This window comes from Chryseobacterium sp. CS2K3 (genome assembly GCF_059515185.1).
The window spans coordinates 542257-559606 of record NZ_JCAKRW010000001.1; the positions used below are offsets into that span (position 1 = coordinate 542257).

The 17350-nt window shown below is 33.0% G+C and carries 12 protein-coding genes; 9 read left to right on the top strand and 3 right to left on the bottom strand.

All coding sequences use genetic code 11. From position 1 onward, the window contains the following. Window positions 1-117 precede the first annotated feature (117 nt). Window positions 118-1980, top strand: a complete 1863-nt coding sequence (mnmG, locus tag AC5YGG_RS02560; protein WP_496142839.1) for a tRNA uridine-5-carboxymethylaminomethyl(34) synthesis enzyme MnmG — start codon at window positions 118-120, stop codon at window positions 1978-1980. A 119-nt stretch (window positions 1981-2099) separates the two neighbouring features. After that, the gene (locus AC5YGG_RS02565; RefSeq protein ID WP_496142840.1) at window positions 2100-2921 is read left to right on the top strand and encodes a class I SAM-dependent methyltransferase; all 822 of its coding nucleotides are present in this window, start codon (window positions 2100-2102) and stop codon (window positions 2919-2921) included. A 1586-nt stretch (window positions 2922-4507) separates the two neighbouring features. Here AC5YGG_RS02565 and AC5YGG_RS02570 read toward each other — a convergent pair. Together AC5YGG_RS02570 and AC5YGG_RS02575 are read right to left on the bottom strand one after the other, a co-directional pair. After that, window positions 4508-5470, bottom strand: a complete 963-nt coding sequence (locus AC5YGG_RS02570) for a hypothetical protein (RefSeq protein ID WP_496142841.1) — start codon at window positions 5468-5470, stop codon at window positions 4508-4510. A 183-nt stretch (window positions 5471-5653) separates the two neighbouring features. Continuing rightward, a complete protein-coding gene (locus tag AC5YGG_RS02575) occupies window positions 5654-6844 on the bottom strand; it encodes a phosphoglycerate kinase (RefSeq protein ID WP_496142842.1) in 1191 nt (396 codons plus the stop codon). 645 nt (window positions 6845-7489) lie between these two features. Here AC5YGG_RS02575 and rpiB point away from each other — a divergent pair. The 7 genes from rpiB (at window position 7490) to tsaB (ending at window position 14684) form a co-directional block, all read left to right on the top strand. Then, window positions 7490-7924 carry a ribose 5-phosphate isomerase B gene (gene rpiB, locus AC5YGG_RS02580; protein WP_066695165.1) on the top strand — a complete coding sequence of 145 codons (435 nt, stop codon included), beginning with the start codon at window positions 7490-7492 and terminating at the stop codon, window positions 7922-7924. Window positions 7925-8605: 681 nt separating this feature from the next. Continuing rightward, window positions 8606-10759 (top strand): ribonuclease R, encoded by a 2154-nt coding sequence (gene rnr / locus AC5YGG_RS02585; protein WP_496142843.1) that lies wholly within the window; start codon window positions 8606-8608, stop codon window positions 10757-10759. Between the two features lie 272 nt (window positions 10760-11031). Next, window positions 11032-11718 (top strand): LysE family translocator, encoded by a 687-nt coding sequence (locus AC5YGG_RS02590; RefSeq protein WP_496142845.1) that lies wholly within the window; start codon window positions 11032-11034, stop codon window positions 11716-11718. Then, window positions 11715-12644, top strand: a complete 930-nt coding sequence (locus tag AC5YGG_RS02595; protein WP_496142846.1) for a S66 peptidase family protein — start codon at window positions 11715-11717, stop codon at window positions 12642-12644. Before AC5YGG_RS02590 ends, AC5YGG_RS02595 begins: the two co-directional genes overlap by 4 nt. A gap of 41 nt (window positions 12645-12685) precedes the next feature. After that, complete coding sequence (locus tag AC5YGG_RS02600) at window positions 12686-13057, top strand: YraN family protein (protein ID WP_496142847.1); 372 nt, start codon at window positions 12686-12688, stop codon at window positions 13055-13057. A gap of 121 nt (window positions 13058-13178) precedes the next feature. Continuing rightward, the gene (locus AC5YGG_RS02605; protein ID WP_496142848.1) at window positions 13179-13928 is read left to right on the top strand and encodes an SDR family NAD(P)-dependent oxidoreductase; all 750 of its coding nucleotides are present in this window, start codon (window positions 13179-13181) and stop codon (window positions 13926-13928) included. Between the two features lie 81 nt (window positions 13929-14009). Beyond that, the gene (gene tsaB, locus AC5YGG_RS02610; RefSeq protein ID WP_496142849.1) at window positions 14010-14684 is read left to right on the top strand and encodes a tRNA (adenosine(37)-N6)-threonylcarbamoyltransferase complex dimerization subunit type 1 TsaB; all 675 of its coding nucleotides are present in this window, start codon (window positions 14010-14012) and stop codon (window positions 14682-14684) included. A 60-nt stretch (window positions 14685-14744) separates the two neighbouring features. On the opposite strand, the gene porW is transcribed toward tsaB, so the two are convergent. Beyond that, the gene (gene porW, locus AC5YGG_RS02615; protein ID WP_496142850.1) at window positions 14745-17339 is read right to left on the bottom strand and encodes a type IX secretion system periplasmic lipoprotein PorW/SprE; all 2595 of its coding nucleotides are present in this window, start codon (window positions 17337-17339) and stop codon (window positions 14745-14747) included. Window positions 17340-17350 lie beyond the last annotated feature (11 nt).

The window sequence follows — 17350 nt, forward strand, 5'->3', positions numbered from 1 at the left end:
TAAAGTACTCTATTCTAGCAACAATACAAAGTTACCTAGAGTGCATTCTTCAAAAATGTTTCACGTGAAACATCAAGGTTAAAGTTAAGGTTTAAGGCTTAAATAAGCGAGATAAAAATGATTTCAGAAATATATGACGTGATCGTAGTAGGTGCAGGACACGCAGGATGTGAAGCAGCAGCAGCAGCAGCCAACCTGGGTTCAAAAACGCTATTGGTTACAATGAATATGCAGACCATCGGACAGATGAGTTGCAACCCCGCAATGGGTGGAATCGCAAAAGGACAAATCGTAAGAGAGATTGACGCGATGGGTGGATACTCCGGAATCGTAGCAGACAAATCTGCCATCCAATTCAAAATGCTGAATCTTTCAAAAGGTCCTGCAATGTGGTCCCCAAGAACCCAAAATGACAGAATGCTTTTTGCCGAAGAATGGCGACTTGCATTAGAGAACACTCCCAATCTTGATTTCTTTCAGGATATGGTAAAACAACTGGTTATTGAAAATAATAAAGTAACCGGAGTTATTACATCTTTAGGAATTGAGATTAAAGCAAAATCTGTAGTTCTTACCAACGGAACTTTTTTGAACGGATTAATTCACGTTGGAGATAAACAACTAGGTGGTGGAAGAATGGGTGAACCAAGAGCATTTGGTATCACAGAACAATTGGTAACTTTAGGCTTCGAAGCCGGAAGAATGAAAACAGGTACTCCACCAAGAGTTGACGGAAGAAGTTTGGATTATTCAAAAATGGAAGAACAAAAAGGTGATGAAAATCCTCAGAAGTTCAGCTATCTTGATACTCCAAAACTAACAAAACAATTAAGCTGTCATATTGTATATACTAACGAGACAGTTCACGATATTCTTCGTGAAGGTTTCGATAGAAGTCCAATGTTCAATGGAACAATTCAAAGTTTAGGTCCAAGATACTGTCCAAGTATTGAAGATAAAATTAATCGTTTCGCAGAAAGAAACAGACACCAGCTTTTCGTAGAACCGGAAGGATGGAAAACTGTTGAAATCTATGTAAACGGATTCAGTTCTTCTCTTCCCGAGGATGTACAGATCAAAGCGATGAAACATATTCCAGGATTTGAGAACGTAAAAGTCTTCCGTCCGGGGTACGCTATTGAATATGATTACTTCCCTCCTACCCAATTAAAGCATACCCTGGAAACAAAATTGATTGACAATTTATATTTCGCAGGACAAATCAATGGAACAACTGGATATGAAGAAGCAGCAGGTCAAGGTTTAATCGCCGGAATTAATGCTCACAATAAAGTTCACGAAAAAGGTGATTTCATCCTAAACAGAGATGAAGCTTATATCGGAGTATTAATTGACGATCTTATCACAAAGGGAACCGAAGAACCCTACAGAATGTTTACTTCACGTGCTGAGTACAGACTTTTACTAAGACAAGATAATGCCGACATCAGATTAACTGAGAGAGCATACCATCTTGGACTGGCAAAAGAGGAAAGATTAAGAAAAGTAGAAGCTAAAGTAACTGAAAGCCAGAAACTTGAAGACTTTTTACGTGAAACTTCTTTAAAACCTAAAGTGATTAATCCAATTCTGGAGTCTATAGAAAGCAGTCCGGTAGATCAGGCTTACAGAGCTGCTCAGATTCTTACCAGACCAAATATGACTTTAGAAAAACTAGATGAAATTGATTTTATTAAAGAAGCTTCCTCTCAATATAACGATGAAGTAAGAGAGCAAGCTGAAATCAATATTAAATATAAAGGATATATTGAAAAAGAAAAGGAGAATGTAGCGAAGCTAAACCGTCTTGAAAACATTAAAATCCCTGAAGATTTTGATTACACAAAGCTTTCAAGTCTATCCGCAGAAGCAAAACAGAAGATGTCTAACGTACGCCCTAAGACTATTGCACAGGCAGGTAGGATAAGCGGTGTATCTCCGGCTGATATTAACGTTCTGTTGGTGTATTTAGGACGTTAAAAGAAAAATGTTTCACGTGAAACATTTTTAACAATAAAAAACGAAAATTAAGGTATTTACTAAGCTTATAAAAGTTTATGAATATCTTAATTTTTTTAATATAACAGATATTAACTTCAATGAAAATAAAAGATCATTTTCTTTCACAGGAAATATTTGAAATTAAAGAAACAGCAACAAAAGGAGTATATAAAACAACCCCTATTCCATCTAATATTTCTAAATATTACGAAAGCGAAGATTACATTTCCCATCACCAGGATTCTGGAAGTATTAAAGAAAAATTATATAAATTTCTTCAATCATTTAATCTGCAGTACAAAAAGAATATCCTCGTTGATAGAATTCAAAAAGGATCTAAAGTATTGGATTATGGATGTGGTGCCGGAGAATTTGTAAAGTTTATAGAAAATGATTTTGAAACTTTCGGTTTCGAACCGGATGCAGATGCCAGAAAAGCAGCACAAGGAAAAATTATAAAAGCAAAAATCCTGGATGATATTCAAAAAATTGAAGATAAGAGTTTAGATGCAATTACCTTATGGCATGTATTTGAACATATCGAAAACCAGGATGAGATGTTAAATATTTTTAATTCAAAATTAAAAGATAAAGGGCTTCTTATCATCGCTGTTCCCAACCCTACTTCTTATGATGCAAAACATTATAAAGAATATTGGGCGGCATATGATGTACCAAGACACATCTATCATTTTTCAAAAAATGGAATGGAAAATTTGATTTCAAGAAAATCAGATTGGAAAATGAGAAAAATCAAACCTTTGGTCCTTGACTCCTACTACATCTCCATGTTGAGCGAAAAATATAAGAAATCACCACTATTTTGGCTAAAAGCAACAATCTTTGGAACGATTTCGAACATAAAAGCCCTTTTTTCGAACGAATTTTCAAGTTTGATATATATTATCGAAAAAAGATAGAGAATCGATTTTTGACCTATTTCTGAAGGTCAATTTTCAGCATTTTCAACTAAAAAGTTTAAAAACTCAGGGAATTTCACTCTGAGTTTTTTATTTGTATACAAAACCAATATTTGAAATTTGAATTTCCTAAAAAAACAAGAAAATAAAATTTCATAAAATCCTGGATTTAGATTACTGAAGAAAATTGATTGGATTGGATTAAATTCAATAAAATATAAAAACAACATTTATTATAAATTCCTAATTGACCTAAAAATGAATCGATTTTTTATCGATAAAGAAAAAGCAAATAATCAACAATGATTTCGTACTACAGAAATTATGATACTGCTCTACAATTTCTAGTATCAAAAAATAAATTTCTTTCTCCCCTACCCCATCTGATTTAAAATCACAAAAAATGGAAAACGACAGCGAAAGTTGAAGAAATAAAATAAAAATTATCTCATAAACATAGCATTTAAAGCCTTAATTTCATTTTACATACAAATACATACTATTTTAAAGTTTTTCGATTTTTAATATATTTCTGCGTTCCAATTTTCAGAAGATTTAAAAAAATTAATTCAAGATAATTAACATGAAAAAAAAGGAAGCCGAAAAGTAAAACGTGTCCAGTCAAGATCCACACTGGCTCTATAAATTGAAAAATTCATTTCTATCAAAATTCTAAAGTATGTTATTGATAAGTATAAATTAGAATAATCAACTTTTATTATAGGAAAATAAAACTTTTTCAGATAATCTTCTTCAGCTAGTCAAAATATTGAAACCATTCTTTTTCTTTAAAATCAAAATTCCAAGAAGATATCACATATAAAACATACTTAGTTTACTGAAAATCAATAAGTAATTTAACCAAAACAGACCTTAGCACAATTTTTAAATAAAAAAATAAATCAATAAGGTTAAAGCAATAAAATTAAATAAATAAAAATTAGTTTAAATACTAATATACAAGTAATTACAAAGCCTAAATAACAACATGAAATAAACAAAATATACTTTTATAACAATGAAATATTAGTTTCCAAAATTATATGATCTATTGTAAAGAATATCATTCGGATAAAATGTAAAACAAAAATTATAAAATATTAGAAAGATATCCATTTGTTATTTTTAAAATCTTAATTAGTATTGATAGAGATTTTTCTAAATTTCAAAAAGATTAAGTAAAAAATTGTCTGGACACATTTAATCCTACTGAACTCCATTAGTACTTTCTAACTAATGCAAGAAACTATAAAATTTTATGAGTTCTTTGTTTTAATACACACCATACAGCAACTACCATATCCAAAAATAACAACCATTTTTTACTCTAATTTCTTACCCTAAAGACAGGCATCAAATGTGAAAATTTAACTAAAATTGAATACTAAAATTGATGTCAGAGGAGACTAACCAGAGTCTAATTAAGTCTAAAAAAAGCAAGAAATATTTTATAAAATAAGTACACAATTTATATAACAAAATTTAAAATATTGTAAGTAATTGGAAAAGAACAGATATAACCATAAGTTATATCTAAAAATTATAAAACCTTTGATAAATTTCAATCTCAGGACTTGTACCTAAAATTAGTTTTTCTTGAAAACGTATAGATTTTTTAATCCATCAATTGCAACAATATAGTCACCAATTACTTTAGGGCTGCTAAAAAAATAATTATTTTCAATATCTTTTTCCAACTTATACTTCCAATTAAACGATCGTGATTTTAAATCAAAACTTCCAATAAGATTTGAAGCATTATCTCCAAATTTACCGAAGAAATAAATGCTATTATTTCCTTTTGAAAAGAAGCATTTCTTAATAAAGATATGCTCTTCGGAAAAGTCTATTCTATACAAGATTGTAAAATCGGTTGAAGAAATTTCCATATAAGAACCGTTACCAAGAAACAGAATAATACCTTCATCATTGATAAAATAATTATTATAAAAATCTCCCATTTCTTCATTTTGAAATGATCTTAAGATTTTCCCGGAATTTTTGTCAATCTTTATAACTTTACCCTCGTTAGCAATAATAAAAATATAATCCTGATAATCAAAACAATCTGTAACTTCTTGAATGTATAATTTATCAAAAGATAAATCCCATATTTTATTGAATTTAAAATCTAAAAATTCTATTGTATTTCTCTTTAGAAATATGATTTGATCTTTTGAAGCCCAGATAATTCTGCCATTATCATACTGCTCCTTAAGAATAATAAATTCGTCTTCTGAGGGTGAAAAATAGCCTATATCCATACAAAAATCATCACCTTTAAAGTTTGTATTTATATATCCAAAAATATAATCCTTCTCAATATGAGAATCAAACTGAACTTCATAAGCCTGGAACTCTTCTATAGCAAGAATTTCACCATTTATGTCGTCTATAAATAAGGTACGATCATCTTCAATGCTTAAAATACAGTTATTTCCATTCGAAATAATATTCCCTTTAATAGAAGGATTCTCCCAAATAATATTTTCGAAATCTACAGTTTTAAAAGTAGCATTATTTTTCAAAATTATAAATATAAGCTCCATTGAAAAATATATCCTTAACTGCTACATTCTCAATAATTTTATCTAATACTAAATCCATTATTCTACTTTTATTATTTATAAATAAAATGAATGATTAAAATAATTAATAATTTTGATCTGACCTAAATTAAAAAACCTGCTAATAATATTAGCAGGCTTAAAAATATTGAATTCTTTTCTTTATTAATTATTGATAGCAGCTACTCCAGGAAGCTCAAGTCCCTCAAGACTTTCAAGCATTGCTCCACCTCCTGTAGAAACATAACTTACTTTGTCAGCATATCCGAATTGCTTAACGAACGCCACACTGTCTCCTCCACCTACTAAAGAAAATGCTCCAAGTCTGGTTGCTTCAGCAATGCTCTCACCTAACGCTACAGTACCTCCTGCAAAATGTGACATTTCAAAAACTCCGATAGGACCGTTCCAAAGAATTGTTCTTGAATTTAATAAAACATCATTAAACTGATCTCTTGATTTGTGACCAGCATCAAGCCCCATCCATCCTTCCGGAATTTCGTAGATATCTGCTTCTTTTCTTTCAACATCATTACTGAAACTCTCAGCAATAATTGCGTCTGAAGGAAGATAAACTTTTACTTTATGTTCTTTAGCCTTAGCTAGAATCTCAAGAGCTAATGGAATCTTATCCTCTTCTACTAATGAATTTCCAATTTTTCCTCCAAGTGCCTTGATAAATGTAAATGCCATACCGCCACCAATGATCAAATTATCTACAGCTGGAAGAATGTTTTCTATAATAGTTATTTTCGTTGAAACTTTAGATCCACCTAAGATTGCAGTAATAGGTTTCTCACCACTTTTCAAAACTTTATCGATTGCCTGAAGCTCTTTAGCCATTAGTAAACCGAAGAATTTAGTTGAATTAAAAAATTTAGCAATTACAGCAGTAGATGCATGAGCTCTGTGCGCTGTACCGAATGCATCATTTACGTAAGCATCTCCTAATTTAGATAATTGCTCTGCAAAAGCTTCGTCTCCTTTCTCCTCTTCGTTGTGAAAACGTACATTTTCCAGTAATAAAATTTCTCCTGGCTGTAATTCTGCAGCAGCTTTTTCAGCTTTCTCTCCAATACATTCATCAACGAATTTCACTTCTTGCCCTAAAACATTGGAAACCTCTCCAAGGATATGCTTCAGAGAAAATTCATCCTTAACTTCTCCTTTTGGTCTTCCTAGATGCGTCATTAAAATAACTGAACCGCCATCCTTAAGGATTTTTTCAACGGTAGGTTTCACTGCAACAATTCTCGTATTGTCTGTCACCTTTAATTGATCATCCTGTGGAACATTGAAGTCAACTCTTACAAGAGCTTTCTTATCTTTAAAATTGAAGTCGTTGATTGTTTTCATTTTGATATTTAGATTTACTTTTTGACATTTTTAAGAAATCCTCAGACCGCCAGGTTTGGTTTTCATCAAATTCCGGCAGAGGCAATTCCCTAAATTTCTTTGATTTTTCGTTTCACAAATGTAAGGTTTTAAACTTTTTCAACAGATTGAATAAAATAAAAGTTTTCAAAAACTTTCCCCGAACCCAATCACCCATTAATCAACAATTCTTCTCTCTTTAAAAAAAAGAATAATGTAGTTGTTGTTATGTATTGTTAGTAACGGGGATAAGTTTTTAGCTTAAAGTTTATAATACTCAACTGGTACTCAATTCATATTTAACTCACAATATAAACCTCTGTAAACCTGCATATTCACATACTTATTCACAATTGTTGATAACTTTGAGAATAAGCCATTATTAGTTATTTTATTATGGAAAAGCCTGGGGATAGCTGAAGAAAACATCTGGAAAGTTGTGGGATAAACTTTCGGAAAGATTTTCTATTACGAAATAAATTCAGGTTGAAAAATAGAAAGTTGAAAAAAGTTTTCCACAGTTATTAACATACCTTTTCACAATTAACTCACGGTTTACTAACACGAATTGTTATTATTCTTACCTTTGTAAGGAAATAAAATCTAAAAAAGCTTAATAAGAGTATTATGAAAAGAAAAATTGCTATCGCAGCGGACCATGCAGGCTATGAATATAAGGAGATTGTTAAGAACTATCTTTCTGAAAAGTTTGAAGTTCAGGATTTTGGAACGTTTTCCACAAACAGTGTGGATTATCCAGACTTTGTTCACCCTGCTGCAACATCTGTGGAAAACGGAGAAAATGAGCTGGGAATTTTGATCTGTGGAAGCGGAAATGGGGTTCAGATTACTGCGAACAAACATCAGAAGATCAGATGTGCACTTTGCTGGATGCCGGAGATTGCAACACTGGCAAGACAACATAATGATGCGAATATGATTTCAATGCCGGCAAGATTTATATCAAAAGAACTGGCGATTGAAATTGTTGACAAATTTCTTTCAACAGAATTCGAAGGTGGAAGACATCAGAACAGAGTTGATAAAATTGCTGTTTGCTAAATATATTAAGGTCTGTAATTTCAATTGCAGACCTTATTTATTTTTTATTCGTACATTTGCAGTGTCCAATAGAAATTACCACTCTCTTTTACTCAAGAGCCTTTAGATATTATTCGTAATATTAGCAAAAGGTATCCTTCTTTTCTTCTCCATATTTTTATTAAATAAGTTAAACTAAAATTTACGTTTCATTGATTTAAACTAATTATATAGTTTAATGTGATGCCAAATTTTAATAATAATAAGAACTGTTGGTTTTATTAAATACTTGTTTTATTTTTATTTCAATGTTAAGGAAGATGCCTAGGAATAATACATGAAAAATTCCAATAAAAACTTATTTGTCCGATAAGGATTTGGATAGGATTTTGTTGTATTGAAATCGTCACTTTCATATCATTAAGTCTGATAAAAAATTGAGAATAATAAATAAGCTAAATTGAATAGAATAAAATTTCAGTTTCAAAATATAAATAAGTAATAACTATGGAATGTTAATGCGTAGATTTACCAATTAATAGAAGTATTTTTAATATAGAAACTGAAAGCTATATATAATATAAGGATGGGATCCGGAAAAAAGATAAATATTATCTATTAATATTTAGATAATATTTGATTAAAAAAACTAGTACTGTAATCTTCAAAAGAAAGATTATTTTTAATTAAAAGAACATTAAAATGCCAAAAAAAAGAAAATATATAAGTCATAAAAATGATTTAAAGCTGATGGAAATCGGAAGATTGATCCTTCGCTTTATGAATGCAAATGCATCAAAAATTTATAATTATAAGCAGATTGCTGATGGTATAGATTACAAAAATCCGAGACAAAGAGAACTTGTAATACAGGCGCTGCATAAACTTCAGGGATCTGAAAAGATCAAAGAAGTAGAAAGAGGAAAGTATATCGTAAACCTGAAAATTGCAGGAACTCTTACCGGAATTATTGATTTCAACCAAAGCGGAAATGCTTATGTAAGTGTGGAAGGAATGGAAGATGATATCTTCATTCATGCTAAAAATGTAAAGGATGCTTTACAGGGAGATAAGGTTCTTATTATAACTTATCATTATAAAGGAAAGAAGCTGGAAGGATCAGTTTTAGAGGTTTTGGAAAGAACAAGAACGGAGTTTGTAGGAACATTTCAGAAGGTTGCTCATAAGGATTTCGGGTTTGTGGTTTGTGATAAAAAATCAATCAATACAGATATTTTTATACCTAAGGCAAAATTCAATAATGCAGAGGATGGCGATAAGGTAATTGTAAAAATGACGGAATGGAAACCTGGGGATAAAAATCCTGAAGGAGAGATCACACAAGTATTGGGTGCTCCGGGCGAACATGAAACTGAGATCCACTCTATTCTTGCCGAATATGGGTTACCTTACGAGTTTCCGCAGGAAGTAGAATTAGATGCTGATAAAATAGATAGAAGAATCACAGATGAAGAAGTAGCAAAACGCTGGGATATGCGTAAAATTTGTACGTTTACCATTGACCCTAAAGATGCGAAAGATTTTGATGATGCTTTATCCATGAGAAAATTGGAGAACGGAAATTGGGAAATAGGTGTTCACATTGCGGATGTATCTCATTATGTAGTTCCGGAAACAATCCTTGATGATGAAGCTTATCAGAGAGCAACTTCAGTGTATTTGGTAGACAGAGTTGTGCCTATGCTTCCGGAAGTATTGAGTAATGATGTTTGTTCACTTCGTCCTCATGAAGATAAATATACTTTCTCTGCTGTTTTTGAACTGAATGATCAGGCAGAAATTCAGAAACAATGGTTTGGAAGAACAGTGATTCATTCAGACAGAAGGTTTACCTACGAAGAAGCTCAGGAACGTATTGAAACTGGTGAAGGAGATTTGGCTGAGGAAATCAATGTTCTCGACAGGTTAGCTAAGATTATGCGTAATGATCGTATCAGAAAAGGTGCAATTACCTTTGACAGAAGTGAAGTAAGATTCAATTTGGATGAAAATAATGAGCCAATCGGGGTTTATTTTAAAATCAGTAAAGATTCCAACCATCTGATCGAAGAATTTATGCTTTTAGCGAATAAAAAAGTATCAGAATTTGTATCATTGACAAGAAAAGGAGAAATTACTAATAATACATTTATTTACAGGGTTCACGATGATCCGGATCCTGCAAAATTAGAATCATTAAGAGATTTTGTCTCTACTTTTGGATACAAAATGGATCTTGCGAATACCAAAAAGGTTGCAGAATCTCTGAACAAGCTTCTTCATGATGTAAAAGGAAAAGGAGAAGAAAATATGATTGAAACTCTTGCGATGAGAAGTATGAGTAAGGCGGTATATTCTACAGAACCAATAGGTCACTACGGACTTGGATTCGATTATTACAGTCACTTTACCTCTCCTATCCGTCGTTATCCGGATTTACTTGCGCACCGCCTTCTTCAGCATTATCTGGATGGAGGAAAATCTCCAAGCAGACCAGAACTTGAAGAGAAAGCAAAACATTGCAGTGCCATGGAAAGACTGGCAGCGGATGCAGAAAGAGATTCCATCAAGTATATGCAGGTGAAATTTATGGAGAAACATCTTGGAGAAACTTTCACAGGAGTTATTTCAGGAGTTGCAGAATTTGGTTTCTGGGTTGAAATTCCTGAAAACGGAGCTGAAGGTCTTATCAAATTAAGAGATCTTGTGGATGATTCCTATATGTATGATGCCAAAACTCACGCAGTATATGGAGTGAGACATGGTAATAAATACCAATTGGGAGATCAGGTTCAAATTAAAGTAGTGAAAGCTAATTTAATTCAAAAGCAATTAGATTTCAAGATTGTTGATTAATAGAGACAAAATAGCATCGTGATAAACAGAGGTTGTTCCCAAGTTGGAATAACCTCTTTGTTTTTATAAATTTTAAACCTGATAAAAAACATCTTTATCATTTCTGTTACTTTCTATACATCGATTCCCTTACTAAGCTTCCTCAAAAAAACCTCACCTTAAAGTCTTATTAAAATATAGTTGATATATCACATCTTTATTGAATAATTAAATCATAAAGTATAACTTTGTATAAAACGGAATGAATTTTATTTCATTTTAAAACTTATTAAATGCTTGAACTTGTACTATCTGCTGTCATATTAGGATTCATGTTGAGTCTGGTTTTTATAGGACCTATATTTTTCCTGTTAATTGAGACAAGTTTCTCCAGAGGTCCAAAACATGCTTTGTCATTGGATCTTGGAGTAATCACTGCAGATTTACTGTGTATTGTAGCAGCTTACTATGCCAGTGCAGATATCGTTACTTTAATTGATAAACACCCGGGTTTTTACAGAATCACTTCTATCCTGATTTTTATTTATGGGATTGTAATGATGGTCACAAAGACTAAGATGCATTTGCCTGGAGAAGAAAAGATCATTAGTCAAAATTATATCAAGACTTTTTTTAATGGTTTTTTCTTTAATCTTTTAAATGTTGGAGTTATTCTTTTCTGGTTGGTAACAGTGATTTCCGTAAGAAATCAATACCCGGATACCAGCAGCTTTATTTTATACATAGGCATTGTGATAGCCACCTACCTTTGTATTGATCTTGCTAAGATTTTTCTTGCCAAACAGTTTCATGATAAACTTACTCAAAAATTAGCCAACCAGATCAGAAGAGTTGTTGGTGTAATTCTTATTATATTCAGTTTCTTTATTTTCCTACAAAGCTTTAAAAAGTTCAATCAGTTTGAAAGACAGCTGGAGGAAGCCGAGAAAAAAGAAGTAAAATACCAAAAAACAAAATGAAAAAAATTATCTTTCCAAAACCCCTGAAGAAAGGGGCTAAAATTGCCGTTATTTCCCCAGCTGGAGCTGTAGATTCAACTCAGCTTGAGAAGGGAATAAAACTAATAAAAAGTAAAGGATTTGAGCCTGTTTTAGGAGAACATCTTTACACCAAATTTTCAAACGGGTACAATTATGCCGGAACAGAAAAGGAAAGAATAAAAGATATCAATTGGGCTTTAAATGATAAGGAAATTGGAGCAATCTGGGCTTCAAGGGGCGGTTACGGCTGCCAACACCTGATCCAGCATCTGAACCTTAAAAAGTTTATAGAAAATCCGAAATGGTACATAGGATATTCTGATAATACAGTTATACAAAGCTATCTGTTGAAAAAAGGATTTGCTTCCATTCATGGGCAGACGATTAAAACTTCCAGTTTCGGAGTTACAGAAGAAAGCTATGATCTTATCTTTGATATTTTAAAAGGAAAAACGCCTAAATATAGCTTACAATCTCACAAATTAAATAAAAGAGGGAATATTGAAGGAGAACTGGTTGGAGGTAATTTAGCCCTTATTTATGCCCTACTCGGAACCAAATATTCTTTCGATTTTAAAGATAAAATTTTATTCATTGAAGATATCGGAGAAAACTTCTATGCTCTTGACCGAATGATTATGAGCCTGGAGCTTGCCGGCGTTTTCAATAAAATCAAAGGTCTGATTGTTGGTGGAATGACGAATATGGGTGATGAAAAAGACAATAAAGATTACGAATCAAGCTTTGACGGATTTGCTTATAAATTGATTGCTGAAAGAATTTCAAAATATAAATTCCCGGTAGTATTCGGCTTTCCTAATGGGCATATCAAAGATAATAGACCTCTTTTAATTGGTGGTACAGCTAAGGTAAAGATTGGAGATAAAGTAAAGATCGACTTTTAAGTAATACTATACTTCGGTTATCCTATACTCAAGCGAATAATATGGCGAATCATAACGACTTTGGAAAAATAGCAGAAGACCTCGCAGCCGATTATCTTCAGAAAAACGGATACAAAATATTGTCCAGAAACTTCCGGTTTCAAAAGGCTGAAGTAGACATCATCGCTGAAAAAGATGACTATATAATTATTGTAGAGGTAAAAGCCAGATCTACCGATGCATTTATGCTGCCACAGGAAGCTGTAACCAAAACAAAGATTAAGTCTATTGTTTCTGCAGCTAATCATTATTTGGAAGAATTTAACCGTCATAATGAGGTGAGATTTGATATTATATCAGTTCTTCCAGACGAAAAAAAGAATTTAATAATTGATCACATTATCGATGCTTTCGAAGCATTGGATGCAAATTAACCACATAAAAATAATACCAAATAATGTATCAGTCTAATGGAATCTCAATGTAACAATAAATATCACACATTGGTATACTGCTAGACTGATACATTGTTATCTTAAAATAATATTCAATTTTATGAAGACAATATTAATCACAGGAGCTACTTCCGGAATTGGTAAATCTACAGCAGAGCTTTTAGCAAAACAAGGTAACAGAATCATTATTTGCGGAAGAAGAAGTGAAATACTGGAAACTTTAAAGACTGAATTATCTCGGTATACCGATGTTTTTAGTTTAATATTTGATGTGAGGAATCTGGAAGAAGTAGAAACAGCAATAAATTCACTCCCTGAGCAATGGAAAGATATTGATATTCTGATTAATAATGCCGGTAATGCCCATGGGCTTGATCCTCTTTCATCGGGTAAGACAGACGACTGGGATTCTATGATAGACGGAAATGTAAAAGGACTTTTGTATGTTTCCAAAATGATCATTCCAACGATGAAAACTAAAACTTCAGGTCATATTGTAAATATCAGTTCCGTTGCTGCAAGACAAACCTATGTAAACGGCGTGGTATATTGTGCCACCAAAAAAGCTGTAGATGTGATTTCTGAAGGAATGAGGCTGGAGCTTACTGAATTCGGGATCAAAGTTACAAACATCCAGCCGGGAGCCGTTGAAACAGATTTCTCTTTGATAAGATTCAAAGGAGACAGCGATAAGGCTGCCACTGTATATGCAGGTTATGAGGCTTTGAAAGCGGAAGATATCGCAGATGCCATTGCATATTGTATCAATGCCCCAAAACATGTTACTATTGCGGATATGTGCATCTACCCGAGCGCCCAGGCTGAGCCAAGAACGATTTATAGAAAATAGTCCAAAATAATGGAGTAAATTTGCAGAATATTAAAGTGATTTTGCCTTTAGCAATTTTGACGTTTAGCTTAAAATAAGAAAATGAAAATCCTATATCTTGAAACATCTTCTAAAAACTGTTCAGTAGCCGTATCAGACAATGAAAAATTATTGTGTCTGTGTGAAGAAGTTTCCGAAAACTATAAGCAGTCTGAAAGCCTTCATACCTATGTTGAATGGGCGTTGGAAGGTGCTGGAATTTTACTTAGCGACATTGAAGCGGTTTCTTTAGGAAAAGGACCAGGTTCTTATACCGGTTTAAGAATTGGTGCCGCCTCTGCAAAAGGGTTCTGTTATGGTTTGAAAGTTCCGTTCATTGCCGTAAATTCTCTTGAAAGCATGATAGAGCCTTTTTTAGGCGCTAACTATGATTTGATAGTTCCATTGATCGATGCAAGAAGAATGGAGGTTTATACAGCCGTTTATGACGGTTCTACGGGAAGAGAGCTATCACCGACTGAAGCCAAAATTCTTGATGAAACTTCTTTTGAAGATTTTAAAGATAAAAAAGTAATTTTTGTAGGTGACGGCGCGAAGAAAGCAAAAGATATATTAAACCTTCCCAATGCGGAGTTTAGAGATGATATCTACCCTTCTGCACAATATCTGATTACAAAGACTCTTGAAAAAATAGAAAATAAAGACTTTGAGGATATGGCTTATTTTGAACCTTTTTATCTGAAGGATTTCCATGGTGTAAAGAAAAAGAGTTCATAAGATTCTGACTGAAAAATAATTACATAAAAAAAGCGAAGATTTATTCTTCGCTTTTTTATTTTATTTAGAATCGCCCGGACCACCCTCCGGAACATTTGATTTTGGTTTTTGTCCTATTCCTGTTCCCATTTGTTGTCCCGCATTGTTAATAGGACTCTGGGGCTTGTTCATTTCCAAAGTTTGATTATTATTTAAACTGCCGGTTTTTTTAGGAATACCATTATTATTCATCACTGGTTGATTATTATTTTGATTTGCAGACTGAATTGGAGAAGCCGGTTGAGGCATAACAGGATTTCCTTTATTATCCGTTGCCTGGAAGCTCAGATCACTTTTCAGGTAATTCAGCATTTCTTTTGCCCGTATACCTTCAGGTGTTTTAGCATAGTTTAAGGCGATCTGCTCAAGCTGAAGGATCATTACCTCTTTCCCACTCGATTTTCCGGTATTAAAGGCATTTAAAAGGTTTAATTTAGGAACTAATGCATCCTTTGGATATTTTTGAAGTGCCTGGTCAATAACAGCTTTACTTTCAGCAAATTTTTCCGATTCATATAGTGCATAGGCTCTTTTGTATTCGCTTTCTACATCTTCTGAGGATTTTACAAATGAAGTGTTTTTAGGATTTCTTGCAAATTCAGCATATGAAGTATAAGGATAATCCGTAATAAGAATCTGTTTTGCTCTTTCTGATGCCTGAGGATTTTTTTCATAATTCATTGCAAAGATCTCATACAGAGCCTGTAGCATTACTTTTTCTTCAGGTTTTACATCTACCAGGTCATAAAGAGTTTTCGTAGCCAAAGGAGTATTGGTAAAGTAGTTCTGATACATAATACCCAAACCAAGAGAAGCTGTATCTCTGTCTTTTTTAAGCTGTGACAGTTTTCCTTGATCTGTAGGGATCTGCTCAATATAGAAGGCAGGTTCAAAACGTCTTGGGTTAGGTGCCGAAGTTACTCCCAAAGCCTCATTTTTCATATCATCAAGCGACGCCATTTTCTTGGAAAAACGCCAGTTATCTGAAAGTGCTCTGTCACCCCAGATCTGCTTAAATGATGCTGTTCCTTTGCTTACGGTACCCGTATTACTGAAGTAAAACCCTTTTGTAGTCACTCCAAAGTCTTCGAATGCATTACCGCTTTTTGCAAAAATTGAATTGGCATTATAATCACCGGTATCAAAACCTTTGCTCCTTTCTGCCCTTCTTCTCTCCTGCTCTTCTTTTTCCTCCTTGATCTTTAGCTTAGCAATATATTTTGAAAAGAAATCCTGTCTCTGTCCGTCATTCATCTTTGCTAGTGAAAGAATACTATCGTTCTTTTTGATCAGATAATAATTTTTAGAGATCTTCTTAATGTATGCAGACTGATCCTGTAATAAGATTTTTGAAGGCTGATATGTCATTACGGCTAGTGCAGAATCATAATAACTTCCTGCCCCGATGTAATCATTTTTTTCAAGATAGCTCTTCCCTATTTCATAGTAAGCTAACCCACGAATTTGAGGATCAGATACTTTCTCAAATAAAGACCTTTTGAAAAATTGCTGTGCTTCATCTTTCTTTCCTGCCTTATTCGCCATTAAACCTAAAGCATAGTAGAACTCATTCTTTCTGGAGCCATAAGTTCCTTTTTTACTGATACCTTCCAGATAGTTTTTTGCCCCGTTGTAATCACCTTTTCCGTTAAAGGTTTTTGCAATGGCAATCTGTGATTTTACTTCAAATTCGAAATCATTAGAGTACTTATAAGCTGATGCATAACTTTCTCTCGCTCTATCATTTTGTCCTAAATTTTCATACACCTGACCTCTCAGATAAGCAATTCTACTCTTTAATTTCCTGTTGGAATTCAACTCAAAAGCCAGATCAAGTTCCTTTGCTGCATCTTCAGTTTTTCCCGCATCTAAAAGAGATTCAGCATAATAAATGCTTAAAAGCTTAGCATAGGTCTTATTGATTTTTTCACCTCTCAGTTTAGCAAAAGTTTCATGCGCTCTGTGGTAATCCTTGATCTTATCATAAGCAACACCCTGATATATCCTTGCCAGCGGAACTCTTTTGTCATCCTTCATGTATGTAAAAACATAATTAAGCGCATCTAAAGCTTCCAAAGATTTATTCTGATAAATTCTTGATTGCACAAGAATGATATAAGCGTCAAAAATCTGTTTGTTTTTCTCCTCACCTTTTCTGGTTACAGAATATTTATTAATTGCTTTTAGAGCCTTAGCTTCAGCTATTTCCAGTGTTGTAGCTCCCTTACCTGATGAATTGCCATCAGAATTAGCCTCACTATTTCCTGAAGGTCCCTGCATATTCGGAATTCCGGAGTTACTTCTGGAAGACGGTCTATTCACTACTTCAGCCATTTTCATAGAATTTTCAGCAAAAGCAGCAGATTGTCCCAAATCACTTCCTAAAGGCTGATCTTCAAAAGTAAGAATAGAAATATAAGGAGCATAAAAATTATCCTTATGTCCTTTATCTCTTGCTGTAAACTCACTGTTTAACGCATCTTTTGCATTAAAAAGAGTGTTGTAATATGTGGAAAACCCTTTCAGAAGCTTTGATCGCTGTTCCGGCTTTTTTGTTTTGGTAGCACAGGAAGCAATCAGACAGATCACTAAAAGGAATAAAATATTCTTTTTCATTATTCAATATA

Bases quoted from the DNA above. Each gene is read 5' to 3' on its own strand.
- AC5YGG_RS02575 (WP_496142842.1), bottom strand. From the start codon at position 6,844: ATGAAAACAATCAACGACTTCAATTTTAAAGATAAGAAAGCTCTTGTA.
- AC5YGG_RS02565 (WP_496142840.1), top strand. From the start codon at position 2,100: ATGAAAATAAAAGATCATTTTCTTTCACAGGAAATATTTGAAATTAAA.
- tsaB (WP_496142849.1), top strand. From the start codon at position 14,010: ATGAAAATCCTATATCTTGAAACATCTTCTAAAAACTGTTCAGTAGCC.
- AC5YGG_RS02595 (WP_496142846.1), top strand. From the start codon at position 11,715: ATGAAAAAAATTATCTTTCCAAAACCCCTGAAGAAAGGGGCTAAAATT.
- AC5YGG_RS02570 (WP_496142841.1), bottom strand. From the start codon at position 5,470: ATGGAGCTTATATTTATAATTTTGAAAAATAATGCTACTTTTAAAACT.
- mnmG (WP_496142839.1), top strand. From the start codon at position 118: ATGATTTCAGAAATATATGACGTGATCGTAGTAGGTGCAGGACACGCA.
- AC5YGG_RS02605 (WP_496142848.1), top strand. From the start codon at position 13,179: ATGAAGACAATATTAATCACAGGAGCTACTTCCGGAATTGGTAAATCT.
- AC5YGG_RS02600 (WP_496142847.1), top strand. From the start codon at position 12,686: ATGGCGAATCATAACGACTTTGGAAAAATAGCAGAAGACCTCGCAGCC.
- AC5YGG_RS02590 (WP_496142845.1), top strand. From the start codon at position 11,032: ATGCTTGAACTTGTACTATCTGCTGTCATATTAGGATTCATGTTGAGT.
- porW (WP_496142850.1), bottom strand. From the start codon at position 17,339: ATGAAAAAGAATATTTTATTCCTTTTAGTGATCTGTCTGATTGCTTCC.
- rpiB (WP_066695165.1), top strand. From the start codon at position 7,490: ATGAAAAGAAAAATTGCTATCGCAGCGGACCATGCAGGCTATGAATAT.
- rnr (WP_496142843.1), top strand. From the start codon at position 8,606: ATGCCAAAAAAAAGAAAATATATAAGTCATAAAAATGATTTAAAGCTG.